At 66.1% G+C, this 21922-nt stretch carries 16 protein-coding genes, 1 tRNA gene and 1 pseudogene; 9 read left to right on the top strand and 9 right to left on the bottom strand.

From position 1 onward, the window contains the following. Window positions 1-33: 33 nt before the first annotated feature. Window positions 34-109, bottom strand: a tRNA-Asn gene (locus tag EL249_RS08910). A gap of 104 nt (window positions 110-213) precedes the next feature. After that, on the bottom strand, window positions 214-1431 hold the full coding sequence (locus EL249_RS08915) for an amino acid aminotransferase (protein ID WP_005673008.1): 1218 nt from the start codon (window positions 1429-1431) through the stop codon (window positions 214-216). A 717-nt stretch (window positions 1432-2148) separates the two neighbouring features. Between EL249_RS08915 and uvrB the strand changes: the two genes are divergently transcribed. From uvrB to fdx, 9 genes and pseudogenes are all read left to right on the top strand, one after another. Beyond that, on the top strand, window positions 2149-4338 hold the full coding sequence (gene uvrB / locus EL249_RS08920) for an excinuclease ABC subunit UvrB (RefSeq protein ID WP_005673005.1): 2190 nt from the start codon (window positions 2149-2151) through the stop codon (window positions 4336-4338). A 154-nt stretch (window positions 4339-4492) separates the two neighbouring features. After that, the gene (locus EL249_RS08925) at window positions 4493-4984 is read left to right on the top strand and encodes a low molecular weight protein-tyrosine-phosphatase (protein WP_040530911.1); all 492 of its coding nucleotides are present in this window, start codon (window positions 4493-4495) and stop codon (window positions 4982-4984) included. A 207-nt stretch (window positions 4985-5191) separates the two neighbouring features. After that, a pseudogene (gene iscR, locus EL249_RS08930) lies at window positions 5192-5614 on the top strand (Fe-S cluster assembly transcriptional regulator IscR); the annotation flags it as partial. A 332-nt stretch (window positions 5615-5946) separates the two neighbouring features. After that, window positions 5947-7155 (top strand): IscS subfamily cysteine desulfurase, encoded by a 1209-nt coding sequence (locus tag EL249_RS08935; protein WP_005673001.1) that lies wholly within the window; start codon window positions 5947-5949, stop codon window positions 7153-7155. A gap of 129 nt (window positions 7156-7284) precedes the next feature. After that, entirely contained in the window at window positions 7285-7701 is a 417-nt protein-coding gene (gene iscU, locus EL249_RS08940; protein WP_005673000.1) for a Fe-S cluster assembly scaffold IscU, read from the top strand. Between the two features lie 85 nt (window positions 7702-7786). Next, entirely contained in the window at window positions 7787-8110 is a 324-nt protein-coding gene (gene iscA / locus EL249_RS08945; protein ID WP_005672999.1) for an iron-sulfur cluster assembly protein IscA, read from the top strand. Between the two features lie 30 nt (window positions 8111-8140). Further along, entirely contained in the window at window positions 8141-8683 is a 543-nt protein-coding gene (gene hscB, locus EL249_RS08950) for a Fe-S protein assembly co-chaperone HscB (RefSeq protein WP_005672998.1), read from the top strand. Between the two features lie 201 nt (window positions 8684-8884). Then, complete coding sequence (gene hscA / locus EL249_RS08955) at window positions 8885-10945, top strand: molecular chaperone HscA (protein ID WP_005672996.1); 2061 nt, start codon at window positions 8885-8887, stop codon at window positions 10943-10945. Between the two features lie 19 nt (window positions 10946-10964). After that, complete coding sequence (fdx, locus tag EL249_RS08960; RefSeq protein WP_005672994.1) at window positions 10965-11306, top strand: ISC system 2Fe-2S type ferredoxin; 342 nt, start codon at window positions 10965-10967, stop codon at window positions 11304-11306. A gap of 32 nt (window positions 11307-11338) precedes the next feature. Here the strand turns inward: fdx and EL249_RS08965 are convergent, their stop codons facing one another. From EL249_RS08965 to EL249_RS08995, 7 genes are all read right to left on the bottom strand, one after another. Then, window positions 11339-11608: a type II toxin-antitoxin system Phd/YefM family antitoxin gene (locus EL249_RS08965; protein WP_169311661.1), complete on the bottom strand. Its 270-nt coding sequence runs from the start codon at window positions 11606-11608 to the stop codon at window positions 11339-11341. 13 nt (window positions 11609-11621) lie between these two features. Next, a complete protein-coding gene (locus tag EL249_RS08970) occupies window positions 11622-12272 on the bottom strand; it encodes a hypothetical protein (RefSeq protein ID WP_126348166.1) in 651 nt (216 codons plus the stop codon). 250 nt (window positions 12273-12522) lie between these two features. Further along, window positions 12523-14064, bottom strand: coding sequence for a lysine--tRNA ligase (gene lysS / locus EL249_RS08975; RefSeq protein WP_005672991.1), 1542 nt, complete (start codon window positions 14062-14064; stop codon window positions 12523-12525). Window positions 14065-14222: 158 nt separating this feature from the next. Beyond that, a protein-coding gene (gene prfB, locus EL249_RS08980) for a peptide chain release factor 2 (RefSeq protein ID WP_126348168.1) occupies window positions 14223-15327 on the bottom strand; the annotation gives its coding sequence in 2 pieces (ribosomal slippage) (window positions 14223-15245 and window positions 15247-15327; 1104 coding nt in all). 550 nt (window positions 15328-15877) lie between these two features. Further along, window positions 15878-18580 carry a cell envelope integrity TolA family protein gene (locus tag EL249_RS08985; protein WP_126348170.1) on the bottom strand — a complete coding sequence of 901 codons (2703 nt, stop codon included), beginning with the start codon at window positions 18578-18580 and terminating at the stop codon, window positions 15878-15880. 155 nt (window positions 18581-18735) lie between these two features. Further along, window positions 18736-20496 (bottom strand): single-stranded-DNA-specific exonuclease RecJ, encoded by a 1761-nt coding sequence (gene recJ, locus EL249_RS08990; RefSeq protein ID WP_005672987.1) that lies wholly within the window; start codon window positions 20494-20496, stop codon window positions 18736-18738. Next, on the bottom strand, window positions 20493-21821 hold the full coding sequence (locus tag EL249_RS08995; protein ID WP_005672986.1) for a hypothetical protein: 1329 nt from the start codon (window positions 21819-21821) through the stop codon (window positions 20493-20495). Before EL249_RS08995 ends, recJ begins: the two co-directional genes overlap by 4 nt. Between the last annotated feature and the right edge of the window lie 101 nt (window positions 21822-21922).

A 21922-nucleotide genomic window follows, 5' to 3' on the forward strand; every position in this document is an offset into this window, starting at 1 on the left:
CGTTGTCATCTCTTGATGACAACGCCTTGAATCTGGCTCCCCGACCTGGGCTCGAACCAGGGACCTGCGGATTAACAGTCCGTCGCTCTACCGACTGAGCTATCGGGGAAGTGAAGACGTGATTATAGGTGGGTTTTTGAAAAAAGCAAGTCCTTCACGCGACAGTTGCAAAAAAACACGTTCCGGCGTGAAGGACTGGACAACCGGGAACGATCAGGCGCCTTGCTTCAGGACCTGGGCGATGGCCTTGGCCACATGCTCGATGTTCTTCTGGTTGAGGGCAGCCACGCAGATGCGGCCGCTGCTGACGGCGTAGATACCGTGGTCGGCCTTGAGGGCCTCCACCTGCGGGGCCGTCAGACCCGAGTACGAGAACATGCCGCGCTGCTTCTCGATGAAGGAGAAGTCACGCTGGATGCCGGCTGCGGCCAGCCCGGCGACCAGCGCCTTGCGCATGGCCTTGATGCGCACGCGCATCGCACCCAGCTCGGCTTCCCAGCCCTGGCGCAGGGCTTCGTCGTTGAGCACGCGCTGGACCACCTGGGCGCCGTGCGTGGGCGGATTGGAGTAGTTGGAGCGGATGACGCGCTTGAGCTGGCTCTGGACCCGGGTGGCCTCGTCGGCGCTGGGCAGCACGACGGTCAGGGCGCCCACACGCTCGCCGTACATGGAGAACGACTTGGAGAACGAGCTGGAGACCAGGAAGGTGATGGACGAGGCGGCGAACTTGCGCACGACGGCGCCATCTTCCTCGATGCCGTCACCGAAGCCCTGATAGGCAATGTCCAGGAAGGGCACCTGGCCGGCCGATTGCAGCGCGGCCAGCACCTGATCCCACTGGGCGCCATCCAGGTCCACGCCGGTGGGGTTGTGGCAGCAGGCATGCAGCACGAACACCGAGCCCGGGCGGGCTGCCTTGATGCAGTCCAGCATGCCCTGGAAGTTCACGCCGTGGGTGGCGGCATCATAGTAAGGGTAGGTCTCCACCTTGAAACCGGCCGCCTCGAAGATGGCGCGGTGGTTTTCCCAGCTGGGATCGCTGATGTAGACGGTGGTGCCCTCGGGGCTGAAGCGACGCAGCAGGTCGGCGCCGATCTTCAGGCCGCCAGTGCCGCCCAGGGCCTGTGCGGTGATGGCACGCTTGTCGGCGATGACGGGCGAGTCCTTGCCCAGCAGCAGCTTCTGCACGGCCTGGTCATAGGCGGGGATGCCGTCGATGGGCAGGTAGCCCCGGGGGGCATGGGTGGCATTGAGTTGGTCTTCGGCCTGGCGCACGCAGTCCAGCAGCGGCAGCTTGCCGTTCTCGTCGTAATAGACGCCCACGCCCAGGTTGACCTTGGTGGGTCGGGTGTCGGCATTGAAGGCTTCGGTCACGCCCAGGATGGGATCCCGGGGAGCGAGGGGGACGGAGGAAAACAGCGAACTGGCCACGGCGCGGCACTCCTGGATGGCTTTCCGGCACCGGGACGCCGCGGCCGGAAAGGGTTGGGGCGAACGGACGCCGGACCGGGGATGCGCCTGCGCAAATGGCCCGGGGTGCCGACGTCCAGCCGGGCCGGCGTGCCCGGCCGATGTTGTCGATTCTATCGCCATGGTCGGCGACGGCGCATGGCTCACGCGTGATGCCTCCATGCCGGATCACGGTGTACGGAAAGGTGTGTTGCAATTGTTTACGATCAGGCTGGCTTCATGACTTGAGAAATCCGATGAAGTGCCTGTGTTGCGACGCATCTTCCTGCGCGTCGAAGGGCGTTTTTCAGGCCTGATTGCACCGACACGGAGCCCCCGGAAAGGTCACGCAAGGCAACTGTCGGTTACTGCCGAAAAGTCTTTTTTTTTCCCGATGAGCGGTCCATAATGCCCGACTTGCGTCTTTTGACAGCCATGCCCGGCACGTGCATGGCCAGGCCCAAAGCCCGCTTGCGCGCGGCTTTCGGGGCGGCCGGATGTCATGCTGCAGGGCAGCATGACGCATGTCGCGTCCAGCCTGTCAAAGGATGCAAGGATGCGCTTACATTTCCATACACTTCTGGGTCCCTGGCCTGGTCAGCGCCAGCGATAGCGACGGCGTTGCAGGAAAGCAGGGCACGAACGGCGAAGGAAAGGCGTTCCGGGCATGGCCCGGATGGCACAGGACGGACGGAAGGCATGTTGTCAGAGACCGGTCAAGCACAGGGCAGGGCAGGCAAGCGCAAGGCGGCTGAAAAGGCGCCTGCGTCATCGGCCGCACCCGCTGCGCCCGGTCCGCGGGTCGTCACCTATCCTGGCAGTCCCTACCGGTTGCATCAGCCCTTTCCGCCGGCAGGCGATCAGCCCGGCGCCATCGACGCGCTGGTCGAGGGCGTGGAGGACGGCCTTTCGTTCCAGACGCTGCTGGGCGTGACGGGCTCGGGCAAGACCTACACCATGGCCAACGTCATCGCCCGGCTGGGGCGGCCGGCGCTGGTGCTGGCACCCAACAAGACCCTGGCGGCGCAGCTCTACGCCGAGATGCGCGACTTCTTTCCGGAAAATGCCGTCGAGTACTTCGTCTCGTACTACGACTACTATCAGCCGGAAGCCTATGTGCCCCAGCGTGATCTCTTCATCGAGAAGGATTCCGCCATCAACGAGCACATCGAGCAGTTGCGCCTGTCGGCCACCAAGTCGCTGCTGGAGCGGCGTGACACCGTCATCGTCGGCAGCGTCTCGTGCATCTACGGTATCGGCAACCCGGCCGACTATTTCGAGATGCGACTGGTGCTGCGCAAGGGTGATCGTCTCGCACAGCGCGACCTGCTCAAGCAGCTGGTGGCCATGCAGTACAAGCGCAACGACACCGACTTCGCGCGCGGCACCTTCCGTGTGCGCGGCGACACCATCGACGTGTTCCCGTCCGAGAACGCCGAGCTGGCGCTGCGCGTCGAGATGTTCGACGACGAGGTGGAGATGCTGCAGCTCTTCGACCCGCTCACCGGGCGCATCCGCCAGCAGATCCCGCGCTTCGTCGTCTATGCGGCCTCGCACTACGTCACGCCGCGCGCCACCATCGTGCGCGCACTCGACACCATCAAGGCCGAGCTGAAGGACCGGCTGGCGTTCTTCCACGCTGAGGGCAAGCTCGTCGAGGCGCAGCGCCTGGAGCAGCGCACGCTCTTCGATCTGGAGATGCTGCAGGAGCTGGGCTTCTGCAAGGGCATCGAGAACTACTCGCGGCACCTGTCGGGTGCACGGCCTGGCGAGCCGCCGCCCACGCTCATCGATTACCTGCCGCCCGATGCGCTGATGTTCATCGACGAGAGCCACGTCACCATCGGCCAGCTGGGCGGCATGTATCGTGGCGACCGCGCCCGCAAGGACACGCTGGTGCAGTACGGCTTCCGGCTGCCTTCGGCGCTGGACAACCGGCCGCTCACCTTCGAGGAATTCGAGTCGAAGGTGCGCCAGTGCATCTTCGTCTCGGCCACGCCGTCCGACTATGAGGCCACCCACGCCGGCCAGGTGGTCGAGCAGGTGGTGCGTCCCACTGGCCTGGTCGACCCCGAGGTGGAGGTACGGCCGGCCACCACCCAGGTCGACGACGTGCTCTCCGAGATCACGGCCCGGGTGGCCCGGGGGCATCGGGTGCTGGTCACCACGCTCACCAAGCGCATGGCCGAGGATCTCACCGACTTCCTGGCCGATCACCAGGTGCGGGTGCGCTACCTGCATTCCGACATCGACACGGTCGAGCGCGTCGAGATCATCCGTGACCTGCGCCTGGGCGTCTTCGACGTGCTGGTGGGCATCAACCTGCTGCGCGAGGGCCTGGACATTCCCGAGGTGTCGCTGGTGGCCATCCTGGATGGTGACAAGGAGGGCTTCCTGCGCTCCGAGCGCAGCCTGATCCAGACCATCGGGCGTGCGGCCCGCAACCTGGAAGGCAAGGCCATCCTGTACGCCGACCAGATCACCCGCTCCATGCAGCGTGCCATCGACGAGACGGCGCGCCGCCGCCAGAAGCAGCTCGACTTCAATGCCGAGCACGGCATCGTGCCGCGTGGCGTGGTCAAGCAGGTGCGCGAGCTCATCGATGGTGTTTACGACCTCTCCGGTACCGAGTCGCGGCCGGCTGCCCCGGGCGCCGCGCCCGGCCATGGCCTCGGTGGCGTGGACGATGCCCTGCTCGAGCGCACGGCCGAGAAGCTGCAGGGCATCGACACCCGCAACGAGGCCCAGGTCTCGCGCGAGATCCGCCGGCTGGAAAAGCAGATGGCCACCTATGCCCGCAACCTCGATTTCGAGAAGGCCGCCCAGGTACGCGACGAGCTGGCGGCCCTCAAGCAACTGCTGTTCGGCTCCGGAGGCCAACCCTCATGATCCGGGCTTCCGGACGATGCCCGCCCGCGGAAACATCAGGAATCCCGGTGTCGGCCGCGAGGCCGGGCCTTGAATAGCGACCAGAACACCAACATTTCATCCAGATAGATATCAGGTAGTCAAAATGGGAAAGAGAGAACCACTGGCCATGGCGATGGCCACTCGAGTGCTGTTCGTCTGTATGGGCAACATCTGTCGGTCGCCGATGGCGCATGGGGTGTTTCGCCATCAGGTCCGTCAGGCAGGGCTGGAATCGGTGGTCGGCGTCGGCTCGGCCGGGACCCATGCCTTCCATCAGGGCGAGCCGGCTGATCCGCGTGCCCAGATGGCCATGTCGCGGCGCGGCTATGACATTGCCGATCTGCGCGCCCGCCAGATCACGATGGAAGACTTCGAGAACTACGACATGATCCTGGTGATGGACTGGGAGAACCTGAGCCTGCTGCAGAATCAGGCACCCAAGCGCTTCCATCACAAGCTGCAGATGCTGATGCGCTTTGCCGGTGACCACGAATCGGCCACCGTGCCCGATCCCTACCAGGGCGGCAGCCAGGCCTTCGAGCAGGCGCTGGACTATGTCGAGGACGCCTGTTCGGGCCTGCTGGAGATCGTGCGGCGTCGCGCCACGCAGGTGGCGGCCGCCTGAAGGCGCCATACCAGCTGTCCGGACGGAATGAGTGCCGGGTTTGGGGTATCATTCGTCCGGACGGGTCATCATTCGGATAACGCATGACCTTCCGCGCCTATCTTCTGCTATTCACGCCTTGAATTATTCGGTTCACACTTTCTCGACTAATAAACTCGGGTAATCAGGTATACTCCGTACTCGGATTCCTGACATCGGAGTGTTGTCATGAGGTTGACCACCAAGGGCCGCTTTGCCGTGACCGCCATGATCGACCTGGCCCTGCGCGAGCACAATGGGCCGGTCACGCTGGCGGGCATCAGCCAGCGGCAGAAGATTTCCCTGTCCTATCTCGAACAGCTCTTCGGCAAGCTGCGCCGCCATCAGCTGGTCGAAAGCACCCGGGGCCCTGGGGGTGGTTATTCTCTGGCCCGTCCCAGCCAGGACATCAACGTCTCGTCCATCATCTTTGCGGTGGACGAGCCGCTGGATGCCACGCAGTGCGGCGGCAAGCAGGACTGCTTCGAGGACGGCCCCTGCATGACACATGAGCTCTGGACCTCGCTCAACAAGCGGATGATCGACTACCTGGATTCGGTCAGCCTGCAGGATCTGGTCGAGCAGCAGCGCATGCGCGAGCAGCAGCCCGCCACCCGTCAGATCTCCATCACCCGCGAGCACAAGGCAGCGCTTGAACTGCCCACGTCCTCTCTGCAGAGCATCGACAGCAACGGCACCCGGGCCTGAACGGGTTTCGCGCTGTCCCTGATTTCCGGAATCCTGCTGTCGTCTCGTCTTCCGTTGGTCGCCGGCCTGGCCGCGGCCAGCCGGACATGTCGAGCTGCCCGTGGGGCCAGGCATCCCGGGATCGGATGCCGGTATCTTTCCCTGCCTGATCCCTCACTGACGCTCTGACGCTTTTTCCCTTGAATTCACCACTCTTTCCCACAGACTTCATCGCGCAGCCACGCTGCCCCACTTCGATGACCCGACCGATCTATCTCGATTATTCCGCCACGACCCCGGTTGATCCCCGCGTCGCGGAAAAGATGATTCCCTATCTCTGCGAACTCTTCGGCAACCCCGCCTCGCGCAGCCACGCCTATGGCTGGGAGGCCGAGAAGGCCGTGGAGGAAGCGCGTGCCGAAGTCGCGGCGCTGGTCAACTGTGATCCGCGCGAGCTGGTCTGGACTTCGGGTGCCACCGAGTCGATCAACCTCGCGCTCAAGGGTGCCGCCCACTTCTACAAGGAGCGCGGTCGCCACCTCATCTCCGTCAAGACCGAGCACAAGGCCACGCTCGACACCATGCGCGAGCTGGAGCGCCAGGGCTTCGAGGTGACGCTGCTGGATGTGCAGGAAGACGGCCTGATCGACCTGAAGGACCTGGAGGCCGCCATCCGGCCCGACACCATCCTGGTCTCGGTCATGTACGTCAACAACGAGATCGGCGTCATCCAGGACATCCCCGCCATCGGCGAGATGCTGCGTGAGCGCAAGATCCTCTTCCACGTCGATTCGGCCCAGGCCACCGGCAAGGTCGAGATCGACCTGCAGAAGCTGAAGGTCGACCTGATGAGCTTCTCGGCGCACAAGACCTACGGTCCCAAGGGCGTGGGTGCGCTGTTCGTGCGGCGCAAGCCCCGCGTGCGCATCGAGGCGCAGACGCATGGTGGTGGGCACGAGCGCGGCATGCGTTCGGGCACGCTGCCCACCCACCAGATCGTCGGCATGGGCGAGGCCTACCGCATTGCCCGCCTGGAAATGGCCAAGGACAACGCCCACGCGCTGGCGCTGCGCAACCGTCTGCTGGAAGGGCTGTCTGCCATCCCCGAGACCTACGTGAACGGCAGCCTGGAACACCGGGTCGCGCAGAACCTCAACATGAGCTTCAACTATGTCGAGGGTGAGTCGCTGATCATGGCCATCAAGGAGATCGCGGTGTCTTCCGGTTCGGCCTGTACCTCGGCCAGCCTGGAGCCGTCCTACGTGCTGCGTGCCCTGGGCCGCAGCGACGAGCTGGCACACAGTTCCATCCGCTTCACCATCGGCCGCTTCACCACCGAGCAGGAAATCGATTTCACCATCGGCGTGATGAAGACCCAGGTTGAAAAGCTGCGCTCCATGTCCCCATTGTGGGAGATGGTGCAGGAAGGAATCGACCTCAACACCGTCAAGTGGGCCGCCCACTGACCCCCTGATTCCCGGCGCAGCTGATGTTCGAGGACTGCGGACGCCTCCTTGGCACCCCACGCGCCACCGACACCCGATACATGTCTTTGCGGCCCACCCTGACGGCGGGCGCATCCAGGAGAGATTGAAATGGCTTATAGCGACAAGGTTGTGGATCACTACGAGAACCCCCGCAACGTGGGTTCCATGGACAAGGCCGATGCCTCGGTGGGCACCGGCATGGTGGGCGCGCCTGCCTGCGGCGACGTGATGAAGCTGCAGATCAAGGTGGGCGCCAACGGCGTGATCGAGGACGCCAAGTTCAAGACCTATGGTTGCGGCTCGGCCATCGCGTCGTCGTCGCTGGTCACCGAATGGGTCAAGGGCAAGTCACTGGACGAGGCGCTGGCCATCCGCAACACGGCCATCGCCGAGGAGCTGGCGCTGCCGCCGGTCAAGATCCACTGTTCCATTCTGGCCGAGGACGCCATCAAGGCGGCCGTCGAGGACTACCGCAGCAAGCATCCCGAGCTGGGGGGCGACAAGGCCGCGGGAACCCAGGCCTGATTTCCCCCGACCTGCGTCCGTCCGCACGGACGGGCGTTCCCCATTCGCGTTGCACCGAATCCGTCTGAGCAGGAGAGCCAAGATCATGGCCGTGACATTGACCGAAGCAGCAGCCCGGCACATCGACCGTTACATTGCCCGTCGGGGCAAGGGCATCGGTCTGCGCCTGGGGGTGAAGACCTCCGGTTGCTCGGGCCTGTCCTACAAGCTCGAGTACGCCGACAGCCAGCAGGAATCCGACCTGGTGTTCGAGAGCCATGGCGTGCGGGTCTTCATTGATCCCAAGAGCCTGGCCTACATCGACGGCACCGAGCTGGATTTCGTGCGCGAGGGACTGAACGAGGGCTTCAAGTTCAACAACCCCAACGTGCGCAATGAATGCGGCTGCGGCGAGTCGTTCAACATCTGATCCCTCTCGACACTCCACGCACTGACCGACATGACGGCCCGATCTGCCTTTGACCGTTCGCTGTTCGAGCTGCTGGGTCTGCCCGAGCGCTTCGCGCTCGATCCGGCCGACCTGGAAGCACGCCATCACCGTTTCCAGGCCGTCGTGCATCCTGACCGGCACGTCGGCGGCTCGGACCATGACCGGCGGCTGGCGCTGCAGCTGGCAGCCCAGGGCAATGAGGCGTTCCGGGTCCTGTCCGATCCGTGCCAGCGGGCGGCCTACCTGTGCGAACGTCACGGAGCATCGGTGGACGCCGAGCGCAACACGGCCATGCCGTCGGCCTTCCTGGTCGAGCAGATGGCCTGGCGCGAGGACATCGATGAAGTGCGCGACATGGGCGACCTTGAGGCGGCACACCGTCTGCAGGCACGCCTGGAGGCCGAGCGCAATCGCGTCATCGATAGCATCGCAACGCTGATCGACGAACAGGGCGACTACCCGGCCGCGGCCATGCAGGTACGGCAGCTGATGTTCTTCGAGCGGCTGCGCACGAACCTTGCCGACGTGGTACGACAGATGGGGCAGGGCTGAGGCCCGGCCTTCGGGCAGCCTTCCGGGGCGAGCCCTGTCTCCCTGAGGCCGTCTTTCGCCTGTCCTGAGCACAGCATGGTGGCCACGTAAGTGGCGGGCAGAACGCCGCAGTGTGGTGTGAGCCGGCCAGCCTTCAGGTGAGGCCGTTTCTTGGTCCGGTGCGCTTTCGTTTCAACCACTATTCTTCTTTCTACATCTTCTATGGCGCTGCTGCAGATTTCCGAACCTGGCATGAGTCCTGATCCTCACCAGCGCCGGTATGCTATCGGTATCGATCTGGGAACCTCCAATTCGCTAGTGGCTGTCTGCCGTTCGGGCATGCCCGACGCGCTGCCTGACGAGCAGGGCCGGAAGCTGCTGCCGTCGGTCGTGCATTACCGCGCCGGTGCTGCGCCCGTGGTGGGCCACGCCGCCCAGCAGGCGCTGCTGTCCGACACGGGCAACGTCATCAGCTCGGTCAAGCGCCTGATGGGGCGCGGTCTGGCCGATGCCCAGGCGCAGGGGCTGCCGCTGCGGGTGGTGGCTGCGGGTTCGGACGCAGCCGCGGATGCCTCCGCCGCCGGCAACGACCGCGCCGTGGCCGTGGCCACCGCGGCCGGGGCCGTCTCGCCCGTGGAAGTGTCGGCCGAGATCCTGAAGGTGCTGCGTGACCGCGCACTGGCTACGCTCGACATCGACGAGGACGCGCTGGCGGGTGCCGTCATCACCGTGCCTGCCTATTTCGACGATGCCCAGCGCCAGGCCACCAAGGATGCGGCCCGGCTGGCCGGGCTGAATGTGCTGCGCCTCATCAACGAGCCCACCGCCGCCGCCGTCTCCTACGGTCTGGACGAAGGCGAGCAGGGCACCTACGCCATCTTCGATCTGGGCGGTGGCACCTTCGACGTGTCGGTGCTCAAGCTGACCCGGGGCGTCTTCGAGGTGCAGTCCACGGCGGGTGACGTGGCCCTGGGCGGTGACGACTTCGATGCGCGGATTGCCGCCGACTTTGCCCGCGAGCACAACCTGGGCGAACCGGCCCGACTGGCGGCAGAACACCCCGAACGCTGGCGCGCGTTGCTGCTGATGGCCCGTCAGGCCCGCGAGGCCCTGACCGATGCCGAAACGGTGACGATGCGCTTTGACGCTGACGCCGGCCAAGGGGCCATTCAGGTCGCGGGCCAGGACGGTCATGACGTGTCCGGGGCCAGCGCAGGTAATTCCAGCGAGAAGAATGGCGGTGCCACGCTCGTTTCCACCCTGACGCGCACGCGCTTCGAGGAACTGGTGCAGCCGCTGGTGGCGCGCACGCTCAAGATCGCCGACACCGCCGTGGCCGATGCCGGTCTGTCGGCCCAGGCCATCGACGGCGTGGTGCTGGTGGGCGGTGCCACCCGCATGCCCGTCATTCGCCAGGCCGTGGCCAGCCACTTCGGCAAGCCGCCCTATACCGGTCTGGACCCCGACCAGGTGGTGGCGCTGGGCGCTGCCATGCAGGCCGCCCAGCTCATCGGTCAGCGCCGCGACGGCGAGGACGACTGGCTGCTGCTGGACGTGACCCCGCTCTCGCTGGGCCTGGAGACCATGGGCGGCATGGTCGAGAAGATCATCCCGCGCAACTCGCCCATCCCGCTGGCGCGCGCCCAGGACTTCACCACCTACAAGGATGGTCAGTCCGCCATGGCCATCCATGTGGTGCAGGGCGAACGCGAACTCGTGAAGGATTGCCGCTCGCTGGCCCGCTTCGAGCTGCGCGGCATTCCACCGATGGTGGCGGGCGCTGCCCGCATCCGCGTCACCTTCCAGGTGGATGCCGACGGGCTGCTGTCGGTCTCGGCGACCGAGCAGAGCACTGGCGTGGCCGCCTCCGTCACCGTCAAGCCCAGCTACGGCCTGGAAGACACCGAGATCGAGCGGCTGCTGAAGGAGTCCATCACCAGCGCTCGCGAGGACATGCAGTGGCGCGCCCTGCGTGAACATCAGATCGAGGCCGCGCAGCTGCGCGAGATGACGCACAACGCGCTGGCCGAGGACGGTGGGCTGCTGGACGCCGCCGAGCGCCAGCAGATCGACGACGCCATGGCCAGCCTGCAGAAGGTGCTGGACGAGGCCCAGGCCTTGGACGGCTCACCCGAGGAGGCTACTCTTCTGGCCGTGCGTGACCGCCTTCTGGACGCCCGGATGAATCTGCAGAAAGTCACCGAACACTTCGCCGCACTGCGGATGGATCAGGCCATCCAGCGTGCCCTGGCCGGCAAGACCATCGACGGCCTCACTTCCTGAACCCGCCAAGGAGAACGATTTGGCCACCATCACGGTCCTGCCACACGAAGAACTGTGCCCCGAAGGCGCCACCTTCGAGGCCCCGGCAGGCATCTCCCTCTGCCAGGCACTGCTCGATCAGCACATCGAGATCGAGCACGCCTGTGCCATGTCCTGCGCCTGTACCACCTGCCACGTCGTCGTGCGCGAAGGCTATGACGACGTGAACGAAGCCTCCGACGTGGAGGAAGACCTGCTGGATATGGCCTGGGGCCTGGAGCCCGAATCACGCCTGTCGTGCCAGGTGAAGCTGGAAGACGACACCAAGCTGGTGATCGAGATCCCCAAATACACGATCAACCACGCGAAGGAAGATCACTGAGGCCCGTGAGCCCGGGTCAATGGGCGAGGCTGTCAGGGGATCCTTTCGGTTTCCTGCATCTTGCGATCCAGGGCCACGGTTTCCAGAAGCCGTGCGGCATTTTTGGGGCTGCTGAACAGATACAGGGTTTCTTGCAGGCCGTTGTAGGCAGACTCGGACATCAGAACCGCATTGCCACCATTGCGGACAATGAGCGTAGCCGTACTCTCGGTTACAACCTGATCCATCAGCAATGCCAGTCGGTGACGGGCATCATGGAACGGTACAACGTGCATTACGTGTCCTCCAGGATCGATAGGCATATCTCGGCACCCCTCAATACGCCCGATTGCTGACATCCCCCGGGGCCTGGATCGGGCTCACAAAGGTGCCGTTGCCCTGGTCGATGCCTGTCGGATCGCCGGTCGGCAGGATCAGTTCATTACCCCGACGGCGGACGACGGAGTGGGCCGCTTCGGCGGAGCTTCGTGCCGGGGTCCCTGTCTGGGGCACGGTCGTGGCAGAAGGCAGTGTCCTGCCGGAAGCCGTCGAGGGCAGGGCGCTTGACGCAGACGCCGGCCCACCCGGCATGGGAGGCGGTAGGGGCGCAGACCCGGGCACAGGGGCCGAGGTGCCACCCGAGGCCATGGGGGGTTGATCCGACAGCCCGGGCGTCAGCGGGTCCACCAGACAGCGCGTATGGCCAGGCATGAAGATGCCATCGTCGCGCTCATAGCCGGCCACCTCGGCGCAGTGGCCTGCCGCATACTGACGCTGGCTGAGCCGGATGCAGGCATACGAGGGCGGAACCGTCTCGCCGCTGGCCATGCCGTGGCTGGGCGTGAACACACAGTATGCTGGGGCAGGACGCGACGGCCGCGCGGGCCGGGCGGTGGTGGCAGCGCGATAATCACCGGGGCGCACCTGACGGACGACCGGCGCGTCATCGTGCACGCCGGCGCAACCGGTCATGAATGCGGCCAGCATGGCCGCCAACAGCAGTTTTCCCTCTGGCCCGGTGCGTGCCCACAGGCAGGCCGCCCGGTGTCTTGTCCCTTCGTTCATCGCTGCATCTGGTCGGTGTCTTCGTGCAACGATAACACCGGAGCGACCGCGTGTGTGGTGTCGCGCCCCATCATGCGGGGGCTTCGACCGGGAGTGAACGGCGCCTGCCGCCGGTCCCGGCCGAAGGTGCAGTCTCAGGCTTGCACGGGTCGACGTGCAAGCCCTCGGACCTTCATTGCTCGCGCTTCAGCGCCGGGAACAGGATCACGTCCCGGATAGTGGGGCTGTCGGTCAGCAGCATCATCAGGCGGTCGATCCCGATGCCCACGCCGCCGGTGGGAGGCATGCCGTATTCCAGTGCGCGGATGTAGTCGGCATCGTAATACATGGCCTCATCGTCGCCAGCTTCCTTGGCTTCCACCTGCTTGCGGAAGCGTTCGGCCTGGTCTTCGGGGTCGTTCAGCTCGGAGAAGCCGTTGGCGAATTCGCGGCCGGTCATGAACAGCTCGAAGCGCTCGGTGATTTCGGGGTCATGGTCCGACGAGCGGGCCAGCGGCGAGACTTCGGCCGGGTAGTCGATGATGAAGGTCGGATCCCAGAGCTTGCTTTCGGCCACTTCCTCGAAGAGTGCCAGCTGCAGGGCGCCCACGCCGGCGTTGGCGGGGGGCTCCACGCCATGCTTGGCCAGCTCGGCACGCAGCCAGGCGGCGTCATCCAGCTTCTCGGCCGGCAGCTCGGGCGCGTGGGTGCGGATGGCTTCCACGATGGTGAGCCGTGCAAACGGCTTGGACAGGTCCACCGGACGGCCCTGATACTCCAGCACGGTGCTGCCGCGCGCGGCCTGCGCAGCGTGGCGGATCACCTGCTCGGTGTAGTCCATCATCCAGCGGCAGTCGGTGTAGGCCGCGTAGAACTCCATCATCGTGAATTCGGGGTTGTGCCGCGGGCTCAGTCCCTCGTTGCGGAAGTTGCGGTTGATCTCGAACACGCGCTCGAAGCCGCCCACGATCAGGCGCTTCAGGTACAGCTCGGGCGCGATGCGCAGGAACATGGCCTGATCCAGCGCGTTGTGGTGCGTCTGGAAGGGGCGCGCAGTGGCACCGCCGGGAATGGGCTGCAGCATCGGCGTTTCCACTTCCAGGCAGCCGTTGTCCACCATGAACTGGCGGATGGCGGCGATGGCCTTGCTGCGGATGATGAAGGTCTGGCGCGTGGACTCGTTGCTCATCAGGTCCACATAGCGCTGACGGTAACGCATTTCCTGGTCGGCCAGGCCGTGGAACTTGTCAGGCAGCGGTCGCAGCGATTTGGTGAGCAGCCTCACCATGTTGCAGCGAATGGAAAGCTCGCCCTTCTTGGTCTTGAAGAGCGTGCCCTCGGCGGCCACGATGTCGCCCAGGTCCCAATGCTTGAAGGCATCATGCGCTTCGGCGCCCACGCCGTCATCGTTCATCCAGAGCTGGATGCGGCCCGTGGCGTCCTGCAGCGTGGCAAAGCTTGCCTTGCCCTGCACGCGCTTCAGAACCATCCGGCCCGCCACGGATACCGAGATGTTCTCGGCTTCCAGTTCCTCGCGGGTCTTGCCGTCGTGTGCGGCCAGCAGGGCACCTGCCCGGTCGGCCGGCACGAAATCGTTGGGGAAGGGCACGGCCACTGCTTCACGCAGCGCCGCCAGCTTGGCGCGCCGCTCGGCAATGATCTGGTTCTCGTCGATGGGCAGCTCGGTGTCGCTGCCGGCTGCCGGAGCGGCTTCCTGCGGGCGGGTGTCGGACATGATGAAAAAGGGATCAAGTAAAAGATGAACGAAGGCTGGACCGGAGCGGGTGCGGAGCCTTCGGGGCAGAACGTGGAAAGCTGCAGGCGTTCCTGGCAACCTGGCAGGCGATGGAGCACCGGATGCGCGGGTGAGAGGCATCCGGTGGCCGGACGGGGTCAGACGCCCTGCTTCAGGCTCTCGGCGATGAAGTCGTCCAGGTCGCCGTCGAGCACCGCCTTGGTGTTGCTGGTCTCGAAGTTGGTGCGCAGATCCTTGATGCGGGACTGGTCCAGCACATAGGAACGGATCTGGTGGCCCCAGCCGATGTCGGTCTTGGAGGCTTCCACCTTGTCCTGTTCGGCCTGGCGCTTGCGCAGCTCCAGCTCGAAGAGTCGCGCGCGCAGCATCTTCATGGCCTCGTCGCGGTTGCGGTGCTGGGAACGGTCGTTCTGGCACTGCACCACGGTATTGGTGGGCAGGTGGGTGATACGCACGGCCGATTCGGTCTTGTTCACGTGCTGACCACCCGCACCCGAGGCACGGTACACGTCGATGCGCAGGTCAGCCGGGTTGATGTCGACCTCGATCGAATCATCGACCTCGGGGTAGACATAGACCGAGGCAAACGACGTGTGCCGTCCGCCGCTGGAATCGAACGGCGACTTGCGCACCAGCCGGTGAATGCCCGTCTCGGTACGCAGATAGCCGTAGGCGTATTCGCCTTCCACCTTCAGCGTGGCGCCCTTGATGCCGGCCACGTCACCCTCGCTTTCTTCCAGCAGGGTGGTGGTGAAGCCGCGCCGCTCGCAGTAGCGCAGGTACTGACGCAGCAGCATGGCCGCCCAGTCGCAGGCCTCGGTACCACCGGCGCCCGCCTGGATCTCCAGGAAGCAGGGGCCGGGGTCAGCCGGGTTGGAGAACATCCGCCGGAATTCCAGCCCCTCCACACCCTTCTCGATACCAAGCGATTCGCGCTCCAGCTCTTCCAGCGTGGCATCGTCGTTCTCGGCCACCGCCATTTCATACAGGTCGCGGGTATCGGACAGTGACCCGGTGAGCTGCTCGATGGTGCCCACCACGTTGTCGAGCGCGCGTTTTTCCTTGCCCAGTTCCAGCGCCGCAGCGGCATCGTTCCAGATGTCGGGGGCTTCCAGGGCGGAGTTGACTTCGGTCAGGCGATTTTTCTTTTCGTCGAAGTCAAAGATACCCCCTGAGATCCTCCAGCCGCTGGCCGAGGTTCTCCAGGCGGGCCTCAAGCTGATTCAAGCGCTCGGCATCCATCTGAGTGTGTTGAAATGTTGTTCAGGGTAACCCTTGATTCTAACAGTTTCCGGGTGGGGTGAAGGGGAGCGTCTTCGTATAGAAGCTTTGGTACGCCGCGAGCGGCCAGGGGAGGTGGAAAGGGGAGTCTTCGTGTAGCAACCCTTCCATGCCACGACCGGCCAAGGGGACTGCGGCATCTACCTCCTCACAACCGCAAGCGGTAATGGATTCGTCGGCAGATACCTCCGCCCCCTTGGCCTCTCGGCTTGCGGGGGGCGAGAGCCTGGGGGCTCTTGTCGAAACCGTCTTCTCAAAGGCGCATGCCCTCCAACAAAGACAACCCAAACAGAGCGGCAACCGACACGAACCGAAGCGCACCGGGAGCGGGTGCCCCCACAGGCGATTTCTGGAAGCGAAGCGGACAGCATGAGCCGAGGAGGGTACCCGGTCACGGGGCGCCCCCCATCGAAGCCGTCTTCCATCAGGCACATGCCTTTCAACGAAGTCGTCTTCCATCAGGCACAGGCTTTCAACGAAGCCGTCTTCTGTCAGGCACTCCCCTTCCTGTTCAGTCGCTGGACTTGCCCGACGTAGAGACGGACGCCGCCTCCCGCCGCAGCTGCCCCAGCACATCCCGGTTCGTCCGCGCCACCGACAGCACGAAATCGTGCCATGGCACGTCCGTGATGCCCACCAGCCCCAGGTGGCCATTCTCGCCATCCAGCCAGCGGCCCGTCACCGGCTGATCCAGATATTGGAACCAGTGCGCGCCCACGAACTGCCGGTTGGCCAGCACCGACTCCAGCATCTTCCGGTAGGCCGGACCGCGTTCGGCCTCGGTGTTCACCACCATCACCCCGGGCCAGAACGGCCCCCGGTCGCTGGAGCCGAAATGGAACTCGGTGAGCAGCGCCGGCTTGTCGATGCGGGCGAATTCCTCAGCCTCGAAGCCTTCGCGCAGCGACGGGATGTAGAGATTGAAGCTCACCACGTCACACCAGCGGGCGCACGCAGCGATGGATTCCGGCGTGCGGCCGGCGAAGCGGCTGCCCAGGTACAGGTGGTGCGGGTCGTGTTTCTTCAGGGCCTGGGCCACTTGCGAATAGTAGGTCTCGGCGTGCAGGCGCAGGAAGGCCGAGAGGTCGGCGGCCACCTGCGGATTCCTGCCGTCGGGCAGGCGCTCGGCAGGCCAGGCGGCTTCCAGGGCCTTCCAGTCCGACAGCGGCCGCTGCCAGACGCGGGCCAGTTCCTGCACGTCGTCGTTATAGCGTTCACGCAGCAGCTTCACCAGGGCGCGCTTGGCGTGTGCCTGGGGCTGCGCGGCATCCATCTTCAGGGCCGAGTAGGCCAGTGCGTAGCGGGCCAGCGGATCGGGGGCCGAGCCGTTGCCCCAGCCCAGTTCGTTGTCCACGAACCAGCCGATCAGATAGGGGTCGTCCTGGCTGGAGGCCGTTTCCTTCTTCAGCGTGGCTTCCAGGGCATGGCCGAAGGCGGGGTCGAAGGCATCGGGAATGCCCTGCCACCAGTCGTTACCGTCGCTGAGGCGGGCGAACGGGCCGCTCACGTGGGCGATGCGCGTGTACGGCAGCTTGACGCGGTTCATGCTGTCGTCGCTCCAGGCGCCGACGGTGTTGAAGCCCCAGGATTTCAGCCGCTTGCCGGTGCGCGTGACCCAGCGCTGTGCCCAGTCGTCGCCGTCGCGGCGGTACAGGTTGGCGTGATAGAAGTTGTGCGTCTGGCCCTTCAGGAAGTGCCGGTTCCGCTGCGCACCGCTGTCGGCGGGCAGGGTCTCGGTGCTGTCCTTCTTCTGGGTGAAGCGGTATTCGGCCATGCCGCGCACGGGCAGGCTGGTGAACTGGAATTCGCGTCCACCCACGAAGGTCTCGCTGTTGTCACGCTGAACTGCGTTGACGCCGAACGAGAAGAAGGGATTGCCCTCGGGGGTGATGAGGATGTGGCGCCGGCTGCCGTCCTTCAGCGTGAGGTGGCCAGTGCGGAACCAGCCGTTGCCGTGGCTGCTGCCCTCGATGCCGGTGATGCCGCCGAAGCGGTCCAGGGCTGGGCGGTGCTTGTCGGCGGAATAGCTGGCACCGGCATTTTCCTCGTCCTCGTCCTGCAGGGCTGCCAGGGCGTTGGCGAGCTTCTGGTCAGCCTGGCGGGCGTGCAGGGCAAAGTCGGCCCGTGCGGCTTCCTGGGCGTCGCGCCAGGCTTTTGCACGCCTGGCTTTCTGGCGTGCAGTCAGCCGCTTCTCGGCCTGCTCCTCGGTACGGGCCAGGCGCTGCTCGCGTTTCGAGACCTTGCCGTCGCCGTCCAGGTCACGAACGTCTTTCACGCCGTCAGCCTTGCGCCGGGCGGTCTTCACATCGGGCGGGGTGGCCTCTTCCAGCGCGCGTGCCAGCTTGCGCGGGAGGCGGTACTTGCCAGGCCAGTCGGCACGGGTGTATTGGCCGTAGGCATCGACGATGCCGGTGTAGCCGGCCTGCAGGTCATCGGTGCCGATGGGGGGCAGGAAGACCTTGCCCAGCCGGATCTTCTGTTCGGCATCGGGCGGCGGCATGCCGATGCGGATCTCGCGAATCTTCGTGGTGTCGAGCGTGCCGGCCGTGGTCTCCACCAGACCCAGGGGGCTCTCGGCGCCGTTGGCGTCCTTCACGGTCCAGGGGATGACGGGGCCGCTGCGCATGCCCATCTGCAGGGGCAGGGTGGCCGAAAGCGGCATGGCCAGCGCAAACGGTCCGCTGGGTGGCAGCGCCAGCGTGGCCTGCAGGGTCTGGCCCTGTTCGTCCTTCAGCTGCATCAGCAGCGTCAGCGCCCAAGGCATGGCGTTCTGCACATGCATGCGCAGGCTCTTCACGGCGTGCCAGTCCCAGTGGCCTTCCCGGGGACGGATCACCAGCCAGCCGGGCGCATCCTGGGCCTTGCCGGGACCGAACGAAAGTGTCACGAAGCCGTCGCCGTCCACGGCGCTTATCGCGGGGGCGCCGGGGCCGTCGCGGTCGATGGCGTAGGGCAGCACGTCCTTCTGCTGGGCAGCGTCGGGTTTGCCGGGGTCGGCCACCAGCTGGGCAGAGGCCATGGGCAGGTAGCAGGCCAGCAGCAGGGCCAAGGCGATGCGCCCCAGTCGCAGGCGCGGCAGCGGCGACGTGGCCGTGACGCTCACCGGTGCGTGGGCGGCGGGTCGTTCCTGGAAGGAAGTGCGCTGGTGGGCACCGTCACGAGGGTCGACAGTACGTGGGGTTTCAGGATAGGTGGCAACGGAATATCTCGACATGGAACCATCCGTCGAAAAAAGGGCTCGGACAGCCTGGGCAGGCCACGGGGCTGTCGGTGCCGTTGACTGGGGCTGCGACACGGGTCGCAGGGCGGATGCGGCATGAGGTCGAAGCCGTCATGAACGGCCGGTGGCCGGATTTCGCCGACTGGTGGTCAGGCGGGTGGCGTCGGGAGGCCGGTGGCCTCGTCCAGCAGGACCTGGTCGATCTGCAGGGACACGGCATCACGTCCGCGGTAGTCGTCGCGCTGGATCCGGTAGGACAACAGCGCTTCGGGGGGCAGCGCTTCGGTGCGGCCGAAGAAGATGGCCGACATGCGCACGCCGGGGTCGTCGGCCGGGCTCAGTTCCAGCTTCAGGTGGCGGTTGTTGATGAGCCGCTGGGTCCGGATATTGAAACGTCCAGAAAAGAGCGGCGGCGGAAAGCCCTGCCCCCAGACCTGGGTATCCAGCAGCTCCAGCGTGCCGATATGGATGGCATCGGCAGGCAGTGCGCCGTCGGTGGTCACGTCGCGCTCGAAGCAGTCGTCCCGGGCCAGGGTGCGCACGGCGTCTTCCAGGGCCTGGCGAAAGTCGTCCAGCCGGTCGGCCGGCAGCGTCAGGCCCGCCGCCATGGCGTGGCCACCGAACTTCACCAGCATGCCCGGGTGACGCTTGTCCACCAGGTCGAGCACGTCGCGCAGATGCACGCCCGCAATCGAGCGGCCCGAGCCGCGCAGCATGCCGTCCTGGTCAGGGGCCAGCGCAATGGTGGGCCGGTGGTAGCGCTCCTTGATGCGCGAGGCCACGAGGCCGATGACGCCGTGGTGCCAGTTGTCGTCATGGATGACCAGCGTGCGGGCGTCGGCAGCCGGTTCACCGATCAGCGCCAGCGCTTCTTCGCGCATGTTGCTTTCCAGGTCGCGTCGCTGCTGGTTGATCTGGTCCAGCTCGGTGGCCAGCTGGGTGGCGCGGGCCAGGTCGGTGGCCAGCAGGCATTCCACGCCGATCGACATGTCGGCCAGTCGGCCGGCGGCATTGATGCGCGGGCCGATGGCAAAACCCAGGTCGGTAGCGGCCAGCGTGTGGGCGCTGCGGCGGGCCACCTGCAACAAGGCAGCGATGCCGGGGCGGGCTCTTCCGGCACGAATGCGCGCGAGCCCCGCGTTGACGATGACGCGGTTGTTGTGGGAGAGCGGCACCACGTCGGCCACGGTGCCCAGCGCTGCCAGGTCCATGAGCGGCGACAACGACGGCGGCGGCCCGTCGAAGCGCCCCAGCTGGCGGCGGTGACTGCGCAGCGCGATCAGCACATAGAGCATGACGCCTACACCGGCCAGGTTCTTGTCCGGGAAGGGGCAGCCGGGCTGGTTGGGGTTGACGATGGCCAGCGCGGCCGGCAGCGTCTCGGCCGGCAGGTGGTGGTCGGTGACGATGACAGGCAGGCCGAGGCTGTTGGCATGTTCGACACCGGCGACCGAGGCGATGCCGTTGTCGACGGTGAGCAGCAGGGCTGGCCGGCCCAGACGCGGGTGCACCAGCGCGGCATCCACCACTTCCGGGGTGAGGCCATAGCCGTTCTCGAAGCGGTTGGGCACCAGGTAGTCGATGGTGGCGCCCATCATCCGAAGGCCTTGCACCGCAATGGCGATGGCCGTGGCGCCGTCGCAGTCGTAGTCGCCCACCACCAGGATCGGCTCCTGGTCGTCGATGGCACGCGACAGCCGGGCCACGGCTTCGGGCAGACCCCGCATCGTGTCAGGCGGCAACAGGCCGGCCAGGTCCAGCCGGATCTCGTCCGGATGGCGGATGCCGCGGGCAGCCAGCAGTCGGGCCAGCAGCGGATCGACACCGGCCTGCAGCAGCGTCTGGCGGGCGCGCAGGTCAACCGGGCGGGTGTGCAGCCGAAGGGTGGAAGCGGAAGACTGGGGCGTCATGGGGCCTCGTCGCGGAAGAGGGAATCCAGGGGATCGGCAGAGGGCGTGCCCTGAGAAGCAGTGCCGTTCCGGCCGCCGGCATGCCCCAGGGGATCGCGTGAACGACCCCGCCATGCCCGCAGGCGGCTGCCCAGGCGAGCCAGCCAGCCGGGCCGTTCGCCTTCGGCAACGGGCGCTGCCGTGCGTCCTGGGCGTTCCGAGGTCGCATGGGGCGCGGAGCCTGCCATGCCGCGATCGGGGCTTGCTGCGCCACGGTCTGCTGTGGACCTGGCCGTGGCGCCCGGCTGGGGCATCAGGCCCGCCAGGTGCAGGATCTCGTCGGGCACGTTCGGGGCATGCAGCCAGTGCAGGCCGTGCTCTCCGGCCAGCAGGCACGCAAAGCCGGCCGGGTCGTCGGAAAACCAGGCATCCAGTGCGGGCAGGGCGTCCAGCCAGGCGGACAGGTCCTGCGTCAGCCGGGCCATCAGAAAGCGCTCGTCCACCACCAGACCTCGGGCCAGCAGGTCGCGCATGGCGTCGATGGCCGGGGAATGGGCCGGGCCGCTGGGCCAGATGGCGTTGACAGGCAGATCCTGCGGCTCGTTCAGCGTCAGCAGGTTCCAGCTCATCTGCACTTCATTCAGCAGACGCAGGAAGCGTTTCGCATCCGGCCCTTGTGGCATCAGCACGTCGATGTGCGACTCGCCCACCGCCTCGATCGGCGTGCAGGAAAGCTGCCAGCCGGCGGTACCGGTCCGTGGGTGCAGCAGCCAGCGGGCCGGCGTCTGCATCTCGATGTCCAGCCCTTCGTCGGCCAGCAACGGCGCGATGGCCTGGATCATCCGCTCCGCCATGGCGGTATCCACCGCCCGTTGCGGGGTGGGGTCCAGCATCATCCGGTCCGTGGTCAGCCGGAAGGTGACGGGTTGCAGCAGCCAGCTGGGCGTTGCGGTCGCGGATGGCGCGTCAGCCGATGTCTGCAGGGCTGCTGACGCTGCCGGGGCACGGCCTGTCGGGACGGAAGCCTGCGCTGTAGCGAAGGCGCGCACGGCGGCGACGGCACCGGCCGGTACCGAAGACGCCATCAGCGCCGGATGCCCGCGCAGCCAGCGGTCATGGGCCCAGTCGCTGTCGGCTGGTGCGCTCAAGGGCAGTGTCCGCAGGCGCAACCGTCCTTCGGCCAGGGCCTGGCGGATGCCGGGCAGCTGGTTGTGCAGCAGGCCGCCCCCCAGCCAGTGGGTGGGCAGCAGGGCGCCGGGCAGCAGGCGCAGCCGCGGGCGTTCAATGGTGGAAGTCTTCTCGACACCCCCCGGTGCCGGGGTGATGGAGGGCAGTGTGGCGTTCACGCCGCTATTGTAGGGGCATCGCTGGCTGGCCTTGTGCGTGCACCCCGGCCGGGACGTGGTGCCCGGGTGCGGAAGCGCCAGCTGTGGCAAACTGCCAGTCC

Origin of the sequence: Lautropia mirabilis, from assembly GCF_900637555.1 — a bacterium.
GTDB lineage: Bacteria > Pseudomonadota > Gammaproteobacteria > Burkholderiales > Burkholderiaceae_E > Lautropia > Lautropia mirabilis.

Coding starts and splice junctions, on each gene's coding strand:
- EL249_RS08985 (WP_126348170.1), bottom strand. CDS start 18,580: ATGTCGAGATATTCCGTTGCCACCTATCCTGAAACCCCACGTACTGTC.
- EL249_RS08925 (WP_040530911.1), top strand. CDS start 4,493: ATGGCCACTCGAGTGCTGTTCGTCTGTATGGGCAACATCTGTCGGTCG.
- hscA (WP_005672996.1), top strand. CDS start 8,885: ATGGCGCTGCTGCAGATTTCCGAACCTGGCATGAGTCCTGATCCTCAC.
- iscU (WP_005673000.1), top strand. CDS start 7,285: ATGGCTTATAGCGACAAGGTTGTGGATCACTACGAGAACCCCCGCAAC.
- recJ (WP_005672987.1), bottom strand. CDS start 20,496: ATGACGCCCCAGTCTTCCGCTTCCACCCTTCGGCTGCACACCCGCCCG.
- EL249_RS08935 (WP_005673001.1), top strand. CDS start 5,947: ATGACCCGACCGATCTATCTCGATTATTCCGCCACGACCCCGGTTGAT.
- iscA (WP_005672999.1), top strand. CDS start 7,787: ATGGCCGTGACATTGACCGAAGCAGCAGCCCGGCACATCGACCGTTAC.
- EL249_RS08970 (WP_126348166.1), bottom strand. CDS start 12,272: ATGCTGGCCGCATTCATGACCGGTTGCGCCGGCGTGCACGATGACGCG.
- hscB (WP_005672998.1), top strand. CDS start 8,141: ATGACGGCCCGATCTGCCTTTGACCGTTCGCTGTTCGAGCTGCTGGGT.
- lysS (WP_005672991.1), bottom strand. CDS start 14,064: ATGTCCGACACCCGCCCGCAGGAAGCCGCTCCGGCAGCCGGCAGCGAC.
- uvrB (WP_005673005.1), top strand. CDS start 2,149: ATGTTGTCAGAGACCGGTCAAGCACAGGGCAGGGCAGGCAAGCGCAAG.
- EL249_RS08965 (WP_169311661.1), bottom strand. CDS start 11,608: ATGCCTATCGATCCTGGAGGACACGTAATGCACGTTGTACCGTTCCAT.